19 protein-coding genes and 1 pseudogene are annotated in these 17,205 nt (G+C 70.1%); 10 read left to right on the forward strand and 10 right to left on the reverse strand.

Features of this window, described 5'->3' with window-relative positions:
* Nucleotide 1 precedes the first annotated feature (1 nt).
* Entirely contained in the window at nt 2–676 is a 675-nt protein-coding gene (locus IAI54_RS19485) for an outer membrane lipoprotein carrier protein LolA (protein ID WP_187968766.1), read from the forward strand.
* 137 nt (nt 677–813) lie between these two features.
* Nucleotides 814–1,620 carry an exodeoxyribonuclease III gene (locus tag IAI54_RS19490; protein WP_187968767.1) on the forward strand — a complete coding sequence of 269 codons (807 nt, stop codon included), beginning with the start codon at nt 814–816 and terminating at the stop codon, nt 1,618–1,620.
* Nucleotides 1,621–1,736: 116 nt separating this feature from the next.
* On the opposite strand, the gene IAI54_RS19495 is transcribed toward IAI54_RS19490, so the two are convergent.
* Nucleotides 1,737–2,189 (reverse strand): cyclic nucleotide-binding domain-containing protein, encoded by a 453-nt coding sequence (locus IAI54_RS19495; RefSeq protein ID WP_187968768.1) that lies wholly within the window; start codon nt 2,187–2,189, stop codon nt 1,737–1,739.
* A gap of 58 nt (nt 2,190–2,247) precedes the next feature.
* Entirely contained in the window at nt 2,248–2,931 is a 684-nt protein-coding gene (locus IAI54_RS19500) for a response regulator transcription factor (protein WP_187968769.1), read from the reverse strand.
* 132 nt (nt 2,932–3,063) lie between these two features.
* On the opposite strand from IAI54_RS19500, the gene IAI54_RS19505 reads away from it, so the two are divergent.
* Nucleotides 3,064–3,609 (forward strand): L,D-transpeptidase family protein, encoded by a 546-nt coding sequence (locus IAI54_RS19505; protein ID WP_187968770.1) that lies wholly within the window; start codon nt 3,064–3,066, stop codon nt 3,607–3,609.
* A 13-nt stretch (nt 3,610–3,622) separates the two neighbouring features.
* On the opposite strand, the gene IAI54_RS19510 is transcribed toward IAI54_RS19505, so the two are convergent.
* Genes IAI54_RS19510 through tsaD form a run of 5 tightly spaced genes read right to left on the reverse strand, consistent with a single transcriptional unit; the run spans nt 3,623 to nt 7,130 of the window.
* The gene (locus IAI54_RS19510; RefSeq protein WP_187968771.1) at nt 3,623–4,279 is read right to left on the reverse strand and encodes a class I SAM-dependent methyltransferase; all 657 of its coding nucleotides are present in this window, start codon (nt 4,277–4,279) and stop codon (nt 3,623–3,625) included.
* 13 nt (nt 4,280–4,292) lie between these two features.
* On the reverse strand, nt 4,293–4,709 hold the full coding sequence (locus IAI54_RS19515) for an EVE domain-containing protein (protein ID WP_187968772.1): 417 nt from the start codon (nt 4,707–4,709) through the stop codon (nt 4,293–4,295).
* Nucleotides 4,709–5,005, reverse strand: coding sequence for a YciI-like protein (locus IAI54_RS19520; protein ID WP_187968773.1), 297 nt, complete (start codon nt 5,003–5,005; stop codon nt 4,709–4,711). The genes IAI54_RS19515 and IAI54_RS19520 overlap by 1 nt, the downstream gene beginning before the upstream one ends.
* A 32-nt stretch (nt 5,006–5,037) precedes the next feature.
* Nucleotides 5,038–6,024, reverse strand: a complete 987-nt coding sequence (locus tag IAI54_RS19525) for an NAD(P)H-dependent glycerol-3-phosphate dehydrogenase (RefSeq protein WP_187968774.1) — start codon at nt 6,022–6,024, stop codon at nt 5,038–5,040.
* Nucleotides 6,021–7,130 carry a tRNA (adenosine(37)-N6)-threonylcarbamoyltransferase complex transferase subunit TsaD gene (gene tsaD, locus IAI54_RS19530; protein WP_187973248.1) on the reverse strand — a complete coding sequence of 370 codons (1,110 nt, stop codon included), beginning with the start codon at nt 7,128–7,130 and terminating at the stop codon, nt 6,021–6,023. Before tsaD ends, IAI54_RS19525 begins: the two co-directional genes overlap by 4 nt.
* Nucleotides 7,131–7,212: 82 nt before the next feature.
* On the opposite strand from tsaD, the gene hemC reads away from it, so the two are divergent.
* The 6 genes from hemC (at nt 7,213) to IAI54_RS19560 (ending at nt 13,658) form a co-directional block, all read left to right on the forward strand.
* Nucleotides 7,213–8,142: a hydroxymethylbilane synthase gene (gene hemC / locus IAI54_RS19535; protein WP_187968775.1), complete on the forward strand. Its 930-nt coding sequence runs from the start codon at nt 7,213–7,215 to the stop codon at nt 8,140–8,142.
* Between the two features lie 4 nt (nt 8,143–8,146).
* Nucleotides 8,147–8,857: a uroporphyrinogen-III synthase gene (locus IAI54_RS19540; RefSeq protein WP_187968776.1), complete on the forward strand. Its 711-nt coding sequence runs from the start codon at nt 8,147–8,149 to the stop codon at nt 8,855–8,857.
* A gap of 475 nt (nt 8,858–9,332) precedes the next feature.
* Entirely contained in the window at nt 9,333–10,667 is a 1,335-nt protein-coding gene (locus IAI54_RS19545; RefSeq protein ID WP_187968777.1) for a COG4223 family protein, read from the forward strand.
* Between the two features lie 4 nt (nt 10,668–10,671).
* Nucleotides 10,672–12,399 carry a heme biosynthesis protein HemY gene (locus tag IAI54_RS19550; protein WP_187968778.1) on the forward strand — a complete coding sequence of 576 codons (1,728 nt, stop codon included), beginning with the start codon at nt 10,672–10,674 and terminating at the stop codon, nt 12,397–12,399.
* 43 nt (nt 12,400–12,442) lie between these two features.
* A complete protein-coding gene (locus IAI54_RS19555) occupies nt 12,443–12,916 on the forward strand; it encodes a tellurite resistance TerB family protein (RefSeq protein WP_187968779.1) in 474 nt (157 codons plus the stop codon).
* A gap of 10 nt (nt 12,917–12,926) precedes the next feature.
* Nucleotides 12,927–13,658: a glutamine amidotransferase gene (locus IAI54_RS19560; RefSeq protein WP_187968780.1), complete on the forward strand. Its 732-nt coding sequence runs from the start codon at nt 12,927–12,929 to the stop codon at nt 13,656–13,658.
* A gap of 15 nt (nt 13,659–13,673) precedes the next feature.
* Here IAI54_RS19560 and IAI54_RS19565 read toward each other — a convergent pair whose 3' ends face one another.
* The 3 genes and pseudogenes from IAI54_RS19565 to IAI54_RS19575 all read right to left on the reverse strand — a co-directional run bounded on the left by IAI54_RS19565 (nt 13,674) and on the right by IAI54_RS19575 (nt 16,191).
* On the reverse strand, nt 13,674–14,915 hold the full coding sequence (locus tag IAI54_RS19565; protein WP_187973249.1) for an MFS transporter: 1,242 nt from the start codon (nt 14,913–14,915) through the stop codon (nt 13,674–13,676).
* Between the two features lie 232 nt (nt 14,916–15,147).
* Nucleotides 15,148–15,597 (reverse strand): annotated as a pseudogene (gene rplS, locus IAI54_RS19570) (50S ribosomal protein L19); the annotation flags it as partial.
* A 213-nt stretch (nt 15,598–15,810) separates the two neighbouring features.
* Nucleotides 15,811–16,191, reverse strand: coding sequence for a cupin domain-containing protein (locus tag IAI54_RS19575; protein ID WP_187968781.1), 381 nt, complete (start codon nt 16,189–16,191; stop codon nt 15,811–15,813).
* A gap of 181 nt (nt 16,192–16,372) precedes the next feature.
* Between IAI54_RS19575 and IAI54_RS19580 the strand changes: the two genes are divergently transcribed.
* Complete coding sequence (locus IAI54_RS19580; RefSeq protein WP_187968782.1) at nt 16,373–17,128, forward strand: sulfite exporter TauE/SafE family protein; 756 nt, start codon at nt 16,373–16,375, stop codon at nt 17,126–17,128.
* The last annotated feature ends 77 nt before the right edge of the window (nt 17,129–17,205 follow it).

A 17,205-nucleotide genomic window follows, 5' to 3' on the forward strand; every position in this document is an offset into this window, starting at 1 on the left:
CATGACCGCATCAACCGCCGCGCGGCCCGGCCGCCTGCGCCGCACCGTGGCCGCCCTCGCCATCGCCGCCCTCGCAGCCGCCGCGCTGCCGTCGAACCCGGCCGTCGCGCAAGGCGCAGGCATGGCGGACGCCCAGAAGATCGCCGACCATTTCGCCGGCGTGAAGACGATGACGGGCGAGTTCGTGCAGTTCGGACCGAAGGGCGAGCAGACCGGCGGCAAGTTCTTCATCCAGCGCCCGGGCAAGATCCGCTTCAACTACGAGGAGCCCTCGGGCTTCAAGGTCATCGCCGACGGCGAGTCCGTCGTCATCAACAACGCCAAGCTCAACACCTGGGACCTCTATCCGCTGTCGAAGACGCCGCTGAAGCTGCTCCTCGACAACCGCATCGACCTGTCGGGCGACAAGGTCCGCTCGGTGCGCGAGGACGACGACCTGACCACCATCCAGCTCCAGGACAAGTCGATCTTCGGCGATTCGACCATCACCATGATGTTCGATCCCAAGAGCTACGAGCTGCGCCAGTGGACCATCACCGACGCCCAGGGCAAGGACACCACGGTGATGATCTTCAACGTCCAGCAGGGCGTCGCCTTCGACCCGAGCGTCTTCACCATCGACTATGCCCGCGTCACCGAGGCCTCGCAGGGCCAGGGCGCAAATCGCGGCAAGTAGGCCTCGCCACGCGCTTCGGCTCGGGCGTGCGCCCGGACGCTTGATTTCGGGGCGCGGGAATGGGAACGGTTCGACGAGGGTCGCCGCGGCCGCGCAGCGGCCCTTTCCCGTTCACGCCTCCCCGCACGGAAGACGCCATGCCGCTGACGATCGCCACCTGGAACATCAACTCGGTCCGGCTGCGCTTCCCGCTGGTGGAGCGATTCCTGCGCGAGCACCGGCCCGACGTGCTGTGCCTGCAGGAGATCAAGTGTCCTGACGACCTCTTCCCCGCCGACGATTTCCGCCAGCTCGGCTACGAGCACGTCGCGATCAGCGGGCAGAAGGGCTATCACGGCGTGGCGACGATCTCCCGCCGCCCGCTGGCGATCGTCGAGAAGCGCCGCTTCTGCGACAATGACGATTGCCGCCACCTTTCGACCCGGTTCGATGCCGGCGGCAAGTCGGTCCTGCTGCACAATTTCTACGTCCCTGCCGGCGGTGACGAGCCCGATCCCGCGATCAACCCGAAGTTCCGCCACAAGCTCGACTTCATTGAGGAGATGCGTGGCATCGCGGCCGAGCAGGATGGCGGGAATGCCGCCGTGCTGGTCGGCGACCTGAACATCGCCCCTCTGGAGGACGACGTCTGGTCGCACAAGCAGCTGCTGAAGGTGGTGAGCCACACACCGGTGGAGACCGAAGGGCTGGAATCGATGCGTCGGCAGGGCGGCTGGTCCGACCTGATGCGCATCCACACGCCGCCGCCGGAGAAGATCTACACCTGGTGGAGCTACCGCGCCCGCGACTGGGAAGCGGCCGACCGCGGCCGCCGCCTCGACCACGCCTGGTCGTCGCCGAACCTGGTCGACATCCTGAGAGGCATCGAGGTGCTGAAGGAGGCGCGCGGCTGGGAACGCCCCTCGGACCACGTGCCGGTGATCGCGCGATTCGCAATGGACTGAAGCGCGGCGCCAGAAGGGGGCAACGGCATCGGGTGAAGGACTCCGCGACCGGATGGGTCCTGAGCCTGCAGAGCGAACCTGACGGAGACACGCTGGAGGCCTTCGGCGCGGGGAACCTACTGGAACTTCGGGGCCAGGCTTTCGATCTTGGCGATCATCGTCGTCAGGCTGCGCGACAACCGCCGGTGCAGCATGGCCGCGATCTGGGGATATTCCTCAAGCATGCGCCGGAACAGCGCCCGGTTGAGCCGGACGACCTCGACGTCGCCCGCGGCAACCGCACCGGTGAGGCGCTTCGTCTCGACGATCAGTGCTATTTCCCCCAGCACCGACCCCGGGCCGCACTGCGCGACGACGATCCGTCCCGCTTCCGTGTCGCGCACCAGCGCCACCACGCCGGCGACGACCACATAGGCGCTGTCGGCCGTATCGCCCTCGCCATAGAGTTCGCGGCCGATGGTGTAGCGCAGCCTTTCGGTGCCGAAGGCGAGCAGGCGCATCTGTTCGGGCGTGAAGTCCTCGAAAATCTCCACGCCGGCCAGAATGCCGATATCGTCCTCTAGCGCCATGAAGCTGTCCCGGGCTTCCCCCCACCCGGCCCCCTGCCCGGCGGGATGGATCGCCGACTCAGGGAACGAGCTTGTATCCGCCGCTTTCTGTCACAAGAATTTCGGCATTGGAAGGATCGCGCTCGATCTTCTGCCTCAACCGGTACACGTGCGTCTCGAGCGTATGCGTCGTCACCCCGGAGTTGTAGCCCCAGACCTCCTCCAGCAGGACGTCGCGGGTGATCACCTTCTGGCCGGCCCGATAGAGGTATTTGATGATCGAAGCCTCCTTCTCGGTCAGCCGCACCTTGCCCCCACGCTGGTCCAGGAGCAGCTTCTGGCTCGGCTTGAAGGTGTAGGGACCGACCACGAAGGTGGCGTCCTCGCTCTGCTCGTGCTGGCGAAGCTGGGCCCGGATGCGGGCGAGCAGGACGGCGAAGCGGAAGGGCTTGGTCACGTAGTCGTTGGCGCCGGCCTCCAGCCCCAGGATCGTGTCCGAATCCGTGTCCTGACCCGTCAGCATGATGATCGGCGACTTGAACCCGCCCTTGCGCAGCAGCTTCACCGCCTCGCGGCCGTCCATGTCCGGCAGCCCGACATCCATGATCAGCAGATCGATCAGCCCGGCGCGCGCGGTGGCCACGCCCTTCGTCGCGTTCGCCTCCTGGATCACGCGGAACTCCTCGTAGAGCGAAAGCTGCTCCACCAGCGTGGTCCGGAGGTCGTCGTCGTCGTCGACGATCAGGATTGTGCGTGACGTCATCGTGAATTCCAGTCTTTCATGTCGACAGCCCGTCCGAGGACCATTCTTCTAGGAAACGCGCCGAAACTGTGGAAGCCGTTCACCGTGATTTGTTCTCAAATGATATCTTACCTCCAAAAACGTGAACGCAAGATGCGCGCGCGCGAAATTGCGGGAATCTGCGGGCCGGCCACCGTGCGCCCACGTCCGGGACAGCCGAGCCAGGGCCTGCTCGCACTCGCCGGCACCGTGTTTCCCTGCGCGCTCGGACGCAGCGGCATCACCGCCCTCAAGCGCGAGGGCGATGGGGCCACCCCCCTCGCCCTCATGCGGGTGCTGTGGGGTTACCGCCGGCCCGGCCGCGGGTTTCCGCCGCCGACCCGCCTCCCGATGCTGCCCGCCGGACCCTCGCTCGGCTGGTGCGACGCCCCCGGCGACCGCAACTACAACCGACCGGTCCGCCTGCCCTACCCGGCGAGCTGCGAGACCATGCAGCGGGCCGACCGGCTCTACGACGTGGTGCTTGTGCTCGACTGGAACATGCGCCCGGCCATCCGCGGCCGCGGCAGCGCCATCTTCCTGCACGTCGCCCGGCCAGGCTACGCCCCGACCGAAGGCTGCATCGCCGTCTCGCCCGCCACCATGCGACGGCTTCTGCCGCGGCTGCGCGCGGGTTCGGTGGTACGGGTGACGCGGTAGCGGGAGGGCAGCGTCACCCGTAGCGCCACACCACCGTGCGCTTGACCTCGGCATCCTCGAGCGCTCGCGTCACCGGCACCTGGTATTCCGCCAGGAGCGTCAGCCGGTCCCGCGGCAGGTAGGAGCGGCCGGGGTCGCCCACGAGCACCGACGTGCCCGCTGCCGCGAGCGTGTCGAACCAGCCGAGCAGGCCGGCGGTCATGTCGCGGTCGTAGAACACGTCGCCGGCCAGCACCACGTCCCAGTCGCCCTCGTCCCCGGTCAGGTCCGCATCTGTGAAGGGAACGGTCACGCCGTTCGCGGCCGCGTTGAGCATCACGGCGCCGCGGCAGAACCGGTCGATGTCGGCGGCGAGCACTTGCGCCGCGCCGGCCTTCGCCGCGGCGATCGCCACCAGCCCCGATCCCGTGGCGAAGTCGAGCACGCGCCGGCCGGCGACCGTCTGCGGATGGTCGAGCAGGTAGCGGGCGAGCCCCTGGCCCCCCGCCCAGGCGAAGGCCCAGAACGGCGGCGGCAGTCCGATCTCCTGCAGTTCCTCCTCCGTCCGGTGCCACAGCTCGTGCGCCTCGTCGGCGAGGTGCAACGCAATTTCCGGCACGTGCGGCGGTGCCCGCAGAACCGTGTTGGCGCGGATGAAGCCTTCGGCCCGACCGGGCGTCAGGATGTCCATGGTCCCGTCCGGCTCAGGACAGCCCGCCCATGCGGCAGACCTCGTCCCACTCCTCGTCGCGCACGGGCTGCACCGACAGCCGCATCGACTTCACCAGCGCCATCTCGGCGAGCTTCGGATTGGCCTTCACCGCTTCCAGCGACACCGGCTTCGGCATGTCCTGCACGGCGCGGACGTCGACGCATTCCCAGCGCGGATCGGCACTCGTCGAATCCAGATGGACGAGACCGCAGACCTCGACGATGCCGACGATCTCCTTGCCCTCGTTGGAGTGGTAGAAGAACCCCCGGTCGCCGATCTGCATGGCGCGCATGTTGTTGCGGGCGAGGTAGTTGCGCACCCCGTCCCATTCCTGCCCGGCCGCACCCCTGGCCTTCTGCATCTCCCAGGACCACTTGAAGGGCTCCGACTTGAACAGCCAGTAGGCCATCACGCGGTCTCCGGCTTGTTGAAGGTCCAGTTCCAGGGGCGGATCTCGACCGAGGCGAACAGGCCCGCCTTGGCGTAGGGATCCTCCGCCGCGATCATCTCGGCGGCCTTCTGGTCCGGCGCCTCGATGACCACGAGGCTTCCGTTCGGCTTGCCTTCGCTGTCGGCGAACGGCCCTGCCAGCGCCAGCGAACCCTTTCCGTTCAGCGTTTCCAGGAAAACCAGGTGCTCCGGCCGCGTGTCCATGCGCAGCTGGAGGCAGCCGGGCTTGTCGTTGCAGATCACCGCGAACAGCATGACGTCATCCCCCTTCAGCCTGCCCGCCTGCGTCAGCTCTCGCTCTTCAGCGGCCGCGCCAGCAGGTTCGACACGGCTTCGCGCACCGTGATCGTCCGGTCAAGGATCATCGCGACGCTTTCGGTGATCGGCGCGTCGATGCCGCGCTCCTGCGCGATGCGCCGGGCGATTCCCGCGGTGGCGACACCCTCGGCGAGCGGCAGCCCGTCGAGGGGTTCGGCCCGGCCGATCGCCCGCCCGTAGGCGAAGTTGCGCGACTGGCCGGAGCCGCAGGTGAGCATCAGGTCGCCGAGTCCGGAAAGCCCCATCAGCGTTTCCGGACGGGCGCCGAAGGAGGCGCCGATGCGGCGCAGCTCGACGAAGCCGCGCGTCACCAGCGCCGCCTGCGCGCTGGCGCCGAGCCCCGCGCCGACGACCGCCCCGGCCGCGATCGCCAGCACGTTCTTCAGCGCGCCGCCGGCCTCGACGCCGACGAGATCGTCGCTCGAATAGCAGCGCAGCGTCGGCGTCGAGAGAAACACCGCGAGCCGCGCCGCGGTCTCGATGTCGAATGCGGCGACCGTCACCGCCGTCGGCAGCCCCGCCGCGACGTCAGACGCGAAGCTCGGTCCCGACAGGGCAGCCGGCGGGTTGTCGGGCAGGACCTCCTGCGCGATCTCCGACATCAGCCGCCCGGTGCCCGCCTCGATGCCCTTGGCGCACAGCACGAGCGGGATCCCCGGCTCGATGACGCCGCGGACCTGCGACAGCACCGCGGCGGTCTGCTGCGCCGGTACGACCGACAGCACGCATTCGGCGCCGCCGATCGCCGCGGCGAGTTCGTCGCAGGCGGTCAGATCCGGATGAAGCGCCATGCCCGGCAGGTAGCGCGGATTGGAATGGTTGCCGTTGACGGCGTCCACCGTGGCAAGGTCGCGCGCCCACAGCCGGACGCGGTTGCCGGCCACCGTCAGGGTCTGGGCAAGCGCCGTGCCCCAGGCCCCGCCGCCGAGCACCGCGATCTGCGGCGCCGGCCTCATGCCTTGGCTCCCCGCTTGCCGGCACCGACCAGCGGCGCGGCGGTGGCGTCGAGCGGCCAGCGCGAACGCGGCGCCATTTCCATCGGGTCGCCGTCGTCGGAAAGCCCGGCGCGCAGCCGCTCGATGCCGGCCCAGGCGATCATCGCCGCATTGTCGGTGCAGAGCGCCGCCGGCGGCGCGAGGAAGGCGAAGCCGTGCCGCTCGCACAGCGACAGCAGCGCCGCGCGGATCGGTCCGTTGGCGGCCACCCCGCCCGCCACCACCAGCGTCGGCGCGTCCGATGCCGGATGCTCCAGGCGGAAGCGCTCCAGGCTGCGGGCGACGCGGTCGGCCAGCGTCTCGACGATCGCCCGCTGGAACGAGGCGGCGATGTCGGCCACGTCCTGGTCCGACAGCGGCGCGATCGCGGTCGCGGCCTGGCGCACGGCCGTCTTCAGGCCCGAGAAGGAGAAGTCCGGCCGCGCCTCGCCCTTCAGCGGGTGCGGGAAGTCGAAGCGCCGCGCATCGCCGGTCGCGGCCACCCGCTCGACGTTCGGCCCGCCCGGATAGGGCAGGCCGAGCAGCTTGGCGGTCTTGTCGAAAGCCTCGCCGATCGCGTCGTCGATCGTCGAGGCCCAGCGCGCGTAGCGCCCCGGCCCCTCGACCAGAAGGATCTGCGTGTGCCCGCCCGAGACGAGCAGGATCAGGTAGGGGAACGCGACAGCGCCGATCAGCCGGGCCGACAGTGCATGGCCTTCCAGGTGATTGACGGCGATCAGCGGCTTGCCGGCCGCCGCCGCGATCGCCTTGGCGGTCATCAGCCCGACCAGCAGCCCGCCGATGAGGCCAGGGCCGGCGGTCGCCGCCACTGCGTCGACCTCGTCCAGCGCCGTCCCGGCCTCCGCCAGGGCCGCTTCCACGATCCCGTCCAGCGCCTCGACATGGGCCCGCGCGGCGATCTCCGGCACCACGCCGCCGAAGGCCGCGTGCTCCTCCAGTTGCGAGAGCACCACGTTGGACAGGATGCGCGGCGCGCTGCCGTCCTGCCACGCCACCACGGACGCGGCCGTCTCGTCGCAGCTCGTCTCGATGCCGAGCACCCTGATCTCGCCATTTGCGGTGAGCATCATTGCCCGCTTGACCTTTCGCCGGTACGTAGGACGGAGGGAGGCCCTCCGGATGGGGACGGGTTAACACGGACCGGTGAGGATGCAAACAAGACCGATCAGGATCGGAACCCGCGGCAGCGCGCTGGCGCTGGCGCAGGCACACGAGACCCGCGCGCGCCTGATGGCCGCGCACGACATGCCGGAAGATGCCTTCGCGATCGAGGTGATTTCCGTCACCGGAGACCGGATCCAGGACCGTCCGCTCGCCGAAGCCGGCGGAAAAGGCCTGTTCACCAAGGAGATCGAGGAGGCGCTGCTCGACGGCCGCATCGACCTCGCCGTGCATTCCTCCAAGGATATGCCGACGCTGTTGCCGGCAGGGCTCCACATCGCCACCTTCCTCGAGCGCGAGGACGTGCGCGACGCCTTCATCGGCCGCGAGGCGAAGACGCTGGCCGACCTGCCGCATGGCGCCACCGTCGGTTCCTCGTCGCTGCGCAGGCAGGCGCAGATCCGCCGGCTGCGGCCGGACATCGACGTCGTCATGTATCGCGGCAACGTGCAGACGCGGCTGAGGAAGCTCGCAGAAGGCGCGGTCGACGCCACCCTTCTCGCCCATGCCGGCCTGCGCCGGCTCGGGCTCGAGCACGTGGTCACCTCGCTGCTGCCGCCGGACGACTTCCTGCCCGCACCCGGACAGGGCGCCATCTGCATCGAATGCCGCCGGGGCGACGCCCGCATCGAGGCGATCCTCGCCCCCATCCACCACCGCGACACCGGGCTGGCGCTGGCCTGCGAACGCGCCTTCCTCGCCGCGCTCGACGGCTCCTGCCGCACGCCGATCGCGGCCCACGCCGTGGTGGAGGGCGGACGCCTCCGTCTCACCGGCATGATCCTGAAGCCCGACGGCAGCGAGACCCACGAGATCGCCGGCGAGGGCGAAGCGTCCGAGGCCGAGGCGATCGGCCGCGACGCGGGTGCCCGCATCCGGGCAAAGGCAGGTCCGGACTTCTTCTCCGACTGGACCTGAGGCCGTGGTCCGGGTCCTGGTCACCCGCCCGGAACCCGGCGCCACCGCGACCGCGCGGCGGCTCGCCGCCGCAGGCCACGAGCCGATCCTGCTGCCGCTGAGCGAGACCCGCGCCCTTCCCGCCGCGCTGCCGCCACCGGACGCCGTGGACGTCGTCGCGGTGACGAGCGCCAATGCGCTGCGCCACCTTCCGGCGGTTCCCGCCGCACTGCTGGCCAGACCCTGCTACGCGGTCGGCGGCAGGACGGCGCAGGCGGCCCGTGGCGCCGGTTTCGGCGACGTCCGCGCAGCCGCCGGCGACGGCGCCGCGCTCGCGGCGATGATCGCAGGGGCCGAACCCGCCGGCGCCACCGTCCTCTATCTGTGCGGCCGCATCCGCCGCCCGGAGTTCGAGCACGCCCTCGGCCAGGCTGGTTTCGCCGTCCGTTGCGCCGAGCTGTACGATACCGTCTTCGTGGAGCCGGGACGGGGGGCGGCGGCGCTCGGACCGGACCGGCGGCCGATCGACGCGGTGCTGCTCTACTCGCCGGAGACCGCCCGCGCGATGGCCGGCGTCATGGCGACGGACGGTGCAGACTCCCGCTTCGGCGGAGCGGCGTTTCTGTGCCTTTCGGCGCGAGTCGCAGCCGCGCTCGGAACCGTTGGCCGTGCACGGACTTATGTGGCTGTGGAGCCCACCGAAGACGCCTTGCTCGCCCTCCTCCCCTCCGGCTGACGCAAAAATGCTACCCATCGGCGTGTTGCACGTGCGAATGTCGTGATACGAAGCGGCCCCCGTCGATGGAGCCTTACCGGAGCAGCGAATGGTCAGAACGCCCAACATCCGCCATTCGAAGGGTCGTCGCGAGCCGGTGACCATCGACCTCGACCCTGCGGACGTGAAGCGCGAGCCGGGCGCCGCCGATGCGCCGGCTGACGGTGCTCGGACCTCCGGAGCCGGCACGGCGCCGAACCCGAAGTCCCCTCCGCAGGCATCCGGGACGGCGGCTGCAGCAGACATGCCCAGGGCAGGGAATCAGACGCCTGCGCCATCGCCCGGCGATCCCGACGCACGTGCCGGCCGCGAACCTCTCGCGGGCTCGAAGCCAGCGGAAAAGCCGCAGGCCGAAGCCGCGAAAGGACCCGCGGAAACCGCGACGGCCTCACCTTCGGCAGATAGAAAGGCGGGTAAAGCCGCGGCATCCGCCGAAATGCCCTCGCCGTCAGCCTCCGGCCCGGCGGCAAAGCCGAAGAGTGCGGCCGAGGCCGACGCCGAGGCGAGGCCGGTCTTCGGGCGTGAGGCGTCCGGCAGCAATGCCGCCGCCGCTCCCGGAACGTCAGGTCCCTTCCGCGCCGCCTCGTCGACCCCGTCCGGCGGTGACGCAAAGGGCGCTGGCGGCGTCGACGAAGCCACCGCGCCGACCCGCCGCGGCGGACTTTCGCTCGTCGCAGCCGGCATCGTCGGCGGCGTCGTGGTTCTCGTCGGTGCGGGCGTCCTGCAATATGCCGGCGTCCTGCCCGCCCCCGGCTCGTCCGCCGATCCGGGCGAACCGGCAGGCCTCGCCGAGCTGCGCGGCGAACTGGCGGCTCTGCGCGATCAGGTCGCTGCCGGCGGCACCGGCACCGGCGCCGGGGCGGACCCGGCGCAGACGGCGCGGCTGGAGGAGCTTTCCGGAGCCCTGGACCAGGTGCGGACCGACCTCGCAGGACTGCGCTCCGCGGTCTCTCAGGGCGAAGGCGGCGACGCGGCCGGCCTGCAGGCTCTCGACCAGCGCATGACGGAACTGGAGGCGAGCGTGGCCTCGCTCGGTCAGGCCGGCGGTGCTGGCGGCGGCGAAACCGTGGACCTCGCCCCGTTGACCGATCGCATCGGCGCAGTCGAGGGTCGGGTGACCGAGCTGGCGCGCACCGCCCAGGCCGCGTCCGACGCGGTTTCCGGGCTTCCCGACCGCATCGCCGCGCTCGACGAGCGAATGGCGGCGATCGACGGTCGGGTCACGGACCTCTCCGCTCGGCTGGAGGAACAGGCGTCCAACCCGCGCATCGCGCTCGCCATCGCCGCAGCCGGACTGAAGGCGGCGATCGACCGCGGCGACCCCTTCATGACCGAACTCGAAACCTATGCCTCGATTGCGCCGGACGCGCCCGGGATCGCCGAACTGCGCGACCTCGCCGCCAGCGGCGTGCCGACGCGCGCGGCGATCAGCCAGGCGGCGAACGCCGCCGCCAACCGCATGATCGCGGCCGCCGCCCCGGCGGCGGACGATGCGGGCTTCTTCGGCCGCCTGCTCGACTCCATGCAATCGGTCGTCAAGGTCCGCCCGATCGGCGACGTCGAGGGCGACGACGTCGGCGCCATCGTCGCGCGCCTGGAAGCGGCCGTCCGCGCCGGCGACTACGACCGCGCGATCACCGAATACGAGAGCCTGCCCGAGGCCGCGAGGCAGGCAGGCGCCGGCTTCATCGCCGACGTCAGGGCGCGCCAGAGCGCCGACACGCTCGTCGAACGGGCGCTGGCGGGTGCGCTGCGGCCGCAGGAGGGCTGAGACCATGCTGCGTATCCTCCTGTTCATCCTGATCGTCTTCGTTCTCGGCCTCGGTTTCGCCTGGCTCGCCGAACGGCCCGGCGATCTCGTCCTGACCTTCGACGGCTACCAGTACGAGCTGACCCTGATGGCCGCGGCCGTTCTGGTCACGGCCATCGTTGCGGCCGTGATGATCGTCTGGTGGCTGCTGAAGGCGATCTGGAACAGCCCCTACACCGTCTCGCGCTACTTCCGGGTGCGCCGCCGCGACCGCGGTTACCAGGCGCTGTCGACCGGCATGATCGCCGCAGGCGCAGGCGACGGCGCGCTGGCGCGCCAGATGAACCGCCAGGCGGCGAAGCTGATCAGTTCCGACCAGGAGCCGCTGATCCATCTTCTCGACGCGCAGGCCTCGCTTCTGGAGGGTGACCACGCGGCGGCACGGCGCAAGTTCGAGGCGATGCTGGAAGACCCGGAGATGCGCGTGCTCGGCCTTCGCGGGCTCTATCTCGAAGCCCAGCGGCTTGGCGATCGCGACGTCGCGCGTCACTATGCCGAGCGCGCCGCGGAAATCGCGCCGCAGCTCGGCTGGGCGTCGGGTGCCACGCTGGAAGCCCGCACCGCCGAACGCGACTGGGACGGCGCCCTCGCCCTCCTCGAATCGCAGCGCTCGACAAAGCTGGTCGAGGCAGGGAAAGCGAACCGGCTGCGTGCCGTGCTGCTGACGGCCAAGGCCATGGAGACGCTGGAGCGCGACCCACTCGCGGCACGCAATGCGGCCACGGAGGCCAATCGCCTCGCACCCGAGCTCGTTCCCGCGGCCGTCATCGCGGCCCAGGCGCTGTTCCGCCAGGGCGACCTGCGCAAGGGCGCGAAAATTCTCGAGGCGGCGTGGCGCAAGACCGCTCACCCCGAGATCGCGGACGCCTACGTCCACGCCCGCCACGGCGACTCGGTTCTCGATCGTCTGGCGCGGGCCAGGAAGCTGAAGGCGCAGCGCGAGAACAATGCCGAGTCGGCGCTCACGGTCGCGCGCGTCGCGCTGGAGGCAGGTGAACTGGGTCTGGCGCGCGCGTCCGCGGAAGAGGCGCTGCGGATCGAGCCGCGAGAGGCGGGATACCTGATGCTGGCCGACATCGAGGAGGCCGACACCGGCGACCAGGGGCGCATCCGGCAGTGGCTGGCCCGGGCCGTGCGGGCGCAGCGCGATCCCGTCTGGGTTGCCGACGGCATTGTTTCCGACCGTTGGGCGCCCGTGTCGCCCGTCACGGGACGGCTGGATGCCTTCGAATGGAAGACGCCGGTCGAGCGGCCCCTCCATCTGGTCGATCACGACCGTGACGTCCTGCAAGGCGCGGGTCCGGTCCTGCTGCCGCAGGGCCCGGCTGCGCCGACGACCGCGACCGACACGGAAACCAGCGACGAGGCGGTGATCGTCGAGCCGATGGCCGCTCCCGCGGTGGATCGGTTGGTCGAAGCGGACACGCGTTCGGCCCCGTCCGACGACGCCTCTGCGCCATTGGAATCCGAGACACGCTCGGCGCCGGTGGCCGACAGGTCCACGACGAAGCCGGAGGCGACGGCAGCAGCGGCTTCGACCGCTGCGCCCGCGCCCGTCCTGCCCACGGCCGCCAACGATCCCGGCGCTTCGGTTCCGGGCGAGGAGACGCCGGTCGCGCCGCGGCCCGACGATCCGGGCGTCGACCCGTCGGACCGCGACGAGACGCAGCACAGGCGCTTCAGGCTGTTCTGACGACGATGGCGCGCCTGCGAAACCTCGACGGCCGGAGACCCTGATGTTCGACCGATTCATCACCTTTCTCAAGGACCTGCCCGGTGCCGGCCATGACCGGGCGCCGGACGGCCACGACGACCCGCGCCTGGCGGCGGCGGCACTCATGGTCCACGTCATGGAAGCCGACGGCGTCGAGGACGATGCCGAGCGGGCGACGCTGCGCGAGGCGCTGACGCGCGCCTACGGGCTCACCGGACGGGAACTGGACGCCTTCGTCGCCCGCGCCGAGGAGGAGGTCCACCAGTCCGTCGACCTCTACGCCTTCACCAGCGTGCTGAAGCGCCATCTCGACGACCAGGCGCGCATCGAGTTCATCGGGATCATGTGGGAAATCGTCTTCGCCGACGGCGAGATGAGCGAACTCGAGGACAATATCGTCTGGCGAATCGCCGAACTCATCGGCGTCGACCGCCGCGACAGGGTTCTCATGCGCCAGAAGGCCGACCCCAACCGAACCGACGAACCGGGACTCTGAACGTCACTCCATGCCGAAGGCCGCCAAGCCGAAGATCCTCGTCGTCCTGCACCAGGAGCTCTCGAGCCCCGGCCGGGTCGGACATCTGCTGCTCGAGGGCGGCTTCGAACTCGACATCCGCCGGCCGCCCCTCGGCGACCCCCTCCCCGAAACGCTTGCCCGTCATGCCGGTGCGGTCGTCTTCGGTGGCCCGATGAGCGCCAATGACACGGACGAGTTCGTCCGCCGCGAGACGGACTGGCTGTCGGTGCCGCTGAAGGAGGACAGGCCGCTCCTCGGCATCTGCCTTGGCGCGCAGATGCTGGTGAACCACCTCGGCGGCACGGTGGAAGGGCACCAGGACGGGCTGGTCGAGATCGGCTGGTACCCGATCGAGCCCACCGATGCCGGCCGCGAACTCGTCCAGTGGCCGGAGATGGTCTACCAGTTCCACCGCGAGGGCTTCTCGCTGCCGTCGGGCGCCACCCTTCTCGCCAGGGCCGACGCCTACCCGAACCAGGCCTTCCGCTACGGCGCCAATGCCTGGGGCATCCAGTTCCACGCCGAGCTGACGCGCGCCATGATGCAGCGCTGGGTGGTGCGCGGGGCGCACCGCTTCGTGCTTCCCGGCGCCCAGCAGGGGCGCGACCATCTCGGCGGCCGGCTGATCTGGGATATGCATTTGAAGCGCTGGCTGGGCGATTTCCTCGACCTCGTCTTCCATGCGCCGAGGCGACATCCCGGCGAGACGGCCCGCGTCTGACGGCCGACCGAACGGTCAGGTCCGTCCGTCGAGGTGCCGCGCCTTGCGCAGGGCCGGGAACAGCCAGGCCCACAGGCCGGCGATGCCGATCGCCCCTATGCCGCCCGCCACGACCGCCGGAACGACGCCGATGAAGGCCGCCATGGTCCCCGCACGGAACTCGCCGAGTTCGTTCGAGGCGCCGACGAAGACCATGTTGACCGCGTTGACCCGTCCGCGCACGCGATCGGGCGTCCACAGCTGGATCAGCGTCTCGCGCACGTAGACGCTGACCATGTCGGTCGCGCCGAGCATCCCGAGCGCGAAGATCGACAGCCACGGAATGGTCGACACCCCGAACAGGATGGTGAAGGCCCCGAACAGCGCCACGAAGAACAGCATCACGATGCCCGCATGGTCCCGGATGGGATGCCCCGTGAGCCAGACGGCGACGACGATTGCACCGATGCCGGGCGCCGCGCGCAAGAGCCCGAGCCCCCACGGGCCGAGTTCCAGGATGTCACGCGCATAGACCGGCAGCAGCGCCACCGCGCCCGACAGAAGCACGGCGAACAGGTCGAGCGAGATGGCGCCGAGCACGATCTTCTCGCTCCAGATGTAGCGGAAGCCGGCGAACAGCGTTTCCAGCGAGGGCTTCTCGCTTTCGGTCTTCTGGGCGGGCTTCGGAATCGAGAAGGTCAGCGCTGCCGCCACGCCCATCAGCAGGGCGGCAGTCCCGTAGGCGGCCTGGGGGGAGACACCGTAGATCAGACCGCCCGCCACGGGCCCGACGATCGTCGCCATCTGCCAGGCGGAGGAGTTCCAGGCGACGGCATTGGCGAAGTCCTTGGCCGGGACGAGGTTGGCCACGAGCGAGGCCGCCGCCGGCCCGAAAAAGGCGCGCGCCACGCCGAACACCGCGAGCGTGGCGAAGATGCCGGCGGTCGACACGAAGCCGCCCGCCGACATGGCGAACAGCGCCGCGGCGCAGGCGGCTTCGAAGAGCACCGATACGCCCATCACCAGCCGCCTGCCGAACCGGTCGGCGATGGCGCCCGTCACCAGCACAAGCAGCAGTGCAGGGGCGAACTGGATCAGCCCCACCAGGCCGAGATCGAAGGGATCGCGCGTCAGGTCGTAGACCTGCCAGCCGACCGCGACCGAGACGATCTGCGTGGTGAAGGTCGTCAGGAACCGCGCCAGCCAGTAACGCAGGAACGGACCATGCCGGAACGCCGCATAGCGCTCGATGGTCGAAGACGTGTCGGATGGGATCATGGAAGCGTCGGGACTGCCGGTTGCCGCGGAGCGCAGCATCGGCGGCTCCTGTCACTGCCGCATGTCTAGCCGATGGCGGTGCGGAAAGCGCGCCTTTTCTCCGCCTGGACCAATATCGGTCCAGGCGGGACGCCTGTCGGTCATGCGGGCGAGCGAAACGGGCTCACCTGCGAAAAAGGCGGCCGAAGCCGCCTTTCGTGAAGCCCGTCCTGACCGGGCGAGCCTACTTCGCGGCCTCGGCGGCAGCGGCCTTCTCGGCCTCGGCAGCGGCCTTGTCGGCCTGTGCGGCCTCGCGCTCGGCATCGTTCAGCTTGCGGGCGCGAACGCTGGTGTTCTCGACGATGCGGGCAGACTTGCCGCGGCGATCGCGCAGATAATACAGCTTGGCGCGGCGGACCTTGCCGCGGCGCACGATCTCGACGGCCTCGACCAGCGGCGAGTAGACCGGGAACACGCGCTCCACGCCTTCGCCGTAGGAAATTTTGCGGACCGTGAAATTCTCCTGGAAGCCCGAGCCGGCGCGGGCGATGCACACGCCCTCGTAGGCCTGCAGACGGGTGCGGGTGCCTTCCGTGACGCGCACCTGGACGCGGACGGTATCGCCGGGCTGGAATGCGGGCAGCTTGCGCTTGGCTTCGATCTTCGCGGCCTGTTCGGCCTCGAGCTGACGGATGATGTCCATCGTCTCAATCCTCTTCTTGCTTGCGACAGCCAGAGCGCCCTGCGCTCGCCTTGCAGTTCGAGACCGCTCGGCTATGCCTTCCGGAGAAGGCAGGGGCGAATGCACCGTTCTTCGTTGACGGGTCCGGATCGATCATGGTCCGGTTCGGGAGGGCGCATACACGTTTCCGCGCCGTTTGTCACGCCCGGGCCGACGATTTTCGCCCTCAGCCGGTTACGGCACGGGCGTGGCGAGCGGCTTGCCGCGTTCGACGACGTAGACGGCGAGCACCTTCGCCGGCCCGTTGCCCACCACCCGCGCATCGTGCGGCACGCCTGCCGGGATGGTGAAGGAATCGCCGGCCTTCATCGTCCGGTCCGGCTGCCCGTCGACGGAGAGCACCGTCTCCCCCTCCAGCACGTAGCCCGTCTCGATGCCCGGATGCACGTGCCGGCCGGCAGAGACGCCCGGCTGGATCTCCGCCAGTCCGGTGATAGTCGTGTACCCGTCCGGGAAATCGGTCTTCTGCAGCGGCGTGCGCCTGATGCCCTCCTGCGCCGGGGCGGCCAGCGTCAGGAGCAGCAGCGGGAGGGCGGCGACGGCAAGCTTCCTCATGGTTCCTCCTGTGGCGGCGGCGGGGCCGGTCCGGCAAAACGTCGGCGGCAGACTAGCTCAACCCGCGGGGCAGGCAAGGCGGCACGTCCCCCGCAATGCCGCCGCTGGACCATTGCACCCCGCCCGCAATCTTCCTAGACCGGCACGAGCATCGCATGCCGACCGCACCGGGACACCCGAATTGACCTTACTCCTCGCCTGCCTGCTCTTCCTGTCCGGCTTCGCCTCCGGCGCCATCAACGCGGTCGCCGGCGGCGGCACCTTCATCACCTTCGGCGCGCTGACGCTCGCCGGCATCCCGCCGATCGCGGCCAATGCGACCTCCTCGATCGCGCAGTTCCCCGGCTACGTCACCTCCACCCTCGCCTACTGGAGCGACATCCGCCACATGTGGCGCGGCGCGCTGGCGCTGAGCGCCGTCTCGGCGGTCGGCGCGCTGGCCGGCGCGGTCATCCTGCTCGCCCTCGACAATCCGTCCTTCAAGGCGATGGTGCCCTGGCTGCTCATCGCCGCCACCGCGCTCTTCGCCGCCGGCCCCTGGCTGAAGCCGAAGCCGCGCGCGCCGGGCGAGGAGGCGAAGGTCGGCTCGCTGCCCGGCCGCATCGTCCAGTTCTGCACCGCCGTCTATGGCGGCTTCTTCGGCGCCGGAATGGGCGTGATGATGCTGGCGACCCTCGGCCTGACCGAAAGCGGCGACTACCACCGCCTCAACGCGCTGAAGAACATGCTGGCCATCGTCATCGCCGCCGTCGCCATCGTCGTCTTCGTCTCCGGCGGCGTCGTGGCCTGGCTGGAGGTCGCCTTCATGATCCCGGGCGTCGCCCTCGGCGGCTATGCCGGCGTCTGGGCCGCCCGACGCGTGCCGCAGGGCATCGTCCGCGCCTTCGTCATCGCCGTCGGGCTCTTCCTGGCGGGGTATTATTTCTGGGTGGGATGAGGCGGCGCCGACGGACGTGGGGCGGGATGTCGTGGCCAGTACATCCGACGCGCATCGAGCGTGAGGGGAAAGCCGCG

Source organism: Aquibium microcysteis (assembly GCF_014495845.1).
In the GTDB taxonomy this organism is placed as follows: Bacteria; Pseudomonadota; Alphaproteobacteria; order Rhizobiales; family Rhizobiaceae; genus Aquibium; species Aquibium microcysteis.

What these genes read in the sequence shown, in the direction of transcription:
- IAI54_RS19485 (WP_187968766.1), top strand. Translation starts at nt 2, where the DNA reads ATGACCGCATCAACCGCCGCGCGGCCCGGCCGCCTGCGCCGCACCGTG.
- IAI54_RS19490 (WP_187968767.1), top strand. Translation starts at nt 814, where the DNA reads ATGCCGCTGACGATCGCCACCTGGAACATCAACTCGGTCCGGCTGCGC.
- IAI54_RS19495 (WP_187968768.1), bottom strand. Translation starts at nt 2,189, where the DNA reads ATGGCGCTAGAGGACGATATCGGCATTCTGGCCGGCGTGGAGATTTTC.
- IAI54_RS19500 (WP_187968769.1), bottom strand. Translation starts at nt 2,931, where the DNA reads ATGACGTCACGCACAATCCTGATCGTCGACGACGACGACGACCTCCGG.
- IAI54_RS19505 (WP_187968770.1), top strand. Translation starts at nt 3,064, where the DNA reads ATGCGCGCGCGCGAAATTGCGGGAATCTGCGGGCCGGCCACCGTGCGC.
- IAI54_RS19510 (WP_187968771.1), bottom strand. Translation starts at nt 4,279, where the DNA reads ATGGACATCCTGACGCCCGGTCGGGCCGAAGGCTTCATCCGCGCCAAC.
- IAI54_RS19515 (WP_187968772.1), bottom strand. Translation starts at nt 4,709, where the DNA reads ATGGCCTACTGGCTGTTCAAGTCGGAGCCCTTCAAGTGGTCCTGGGAG.
- IAI54_RS19520 (WP_187968773.1), bottom strand. Translation starts at nt 5,005, where the DNA reads ATGCTGTTCGCGGTGATCTGCAACGACAAGCCCGGCTGCCTCCAGCTG.
- IAI54_RS19525 (WP_187968774.1), bottom strand. Translation starts at nt 6,024, where the DNA reads ATGAGGCCGGCGCCGCAGATCGCGGTGCTCGGCGGCGGGGCCTGGGGC.
- tsaD (WP_187973248.1), bottom strand. Translation starts at nt 7,130, where the DNA reads ATGCTCACCGCAAATGGCGAGATCAGGGTGCTCGGCATCGAGACGAGC.
- hemC (WP_187968775.1), top strand. Translation starts at nt 7,213, where the DNA reads ATGCAAACAAGACCGATCAGGATCGGAACCCGCGGCAGCGCGCTGGCG.
- IAI54_RS19545 (WP_187968777.1), top strand. Translation starts at nt 9,333, where the DNA reads ATGCCCTCGCCGTCAGCCTCCGGCCCGGCGGCAAAGCCGAAGAGTGCG.
- IAI54_RS19550 (WP_187968778.1), top strand. Translation starts at nt 10,672, where the DNA reads ATGCTGCGTATCCTCCTGTTCATCCTGATCGTCTTCGTTCTCGGCCTC.
- IAI54_RS19555 (WP_187968779.1), top strand. Translation starts at nt 12,443, where the DNA reads ATGTTCGACCGATTCATCACCTTTCTCAAGGACCTGCCCGGTGCCGGC.
- IAI54_RS19560 (WP_187968780.1), top strand. Translation starts at nt 12,927, where the DNA reads ATGCCGAAGGCCGCCAAGCCGAAGATCCTCGTCGTCCTGCACCAGGAG.
- IAI54_RS19565 (WP_187973249.1), bottom strand. Translation starts at nt 14,915, where the DNA reads ATGATCCCATCCGACACGTCTTCGACCATCGAGCGCTATGCGGCGTTC.
- IAI54_RS19575 (WP_187968781.1), bottom strand. Translation starts at nt 16,191, where the DNA reads ATGAGGAAGCTTGCCGTCGCCGCCCTCCCGCTGCTGCTCCTGACGCTG.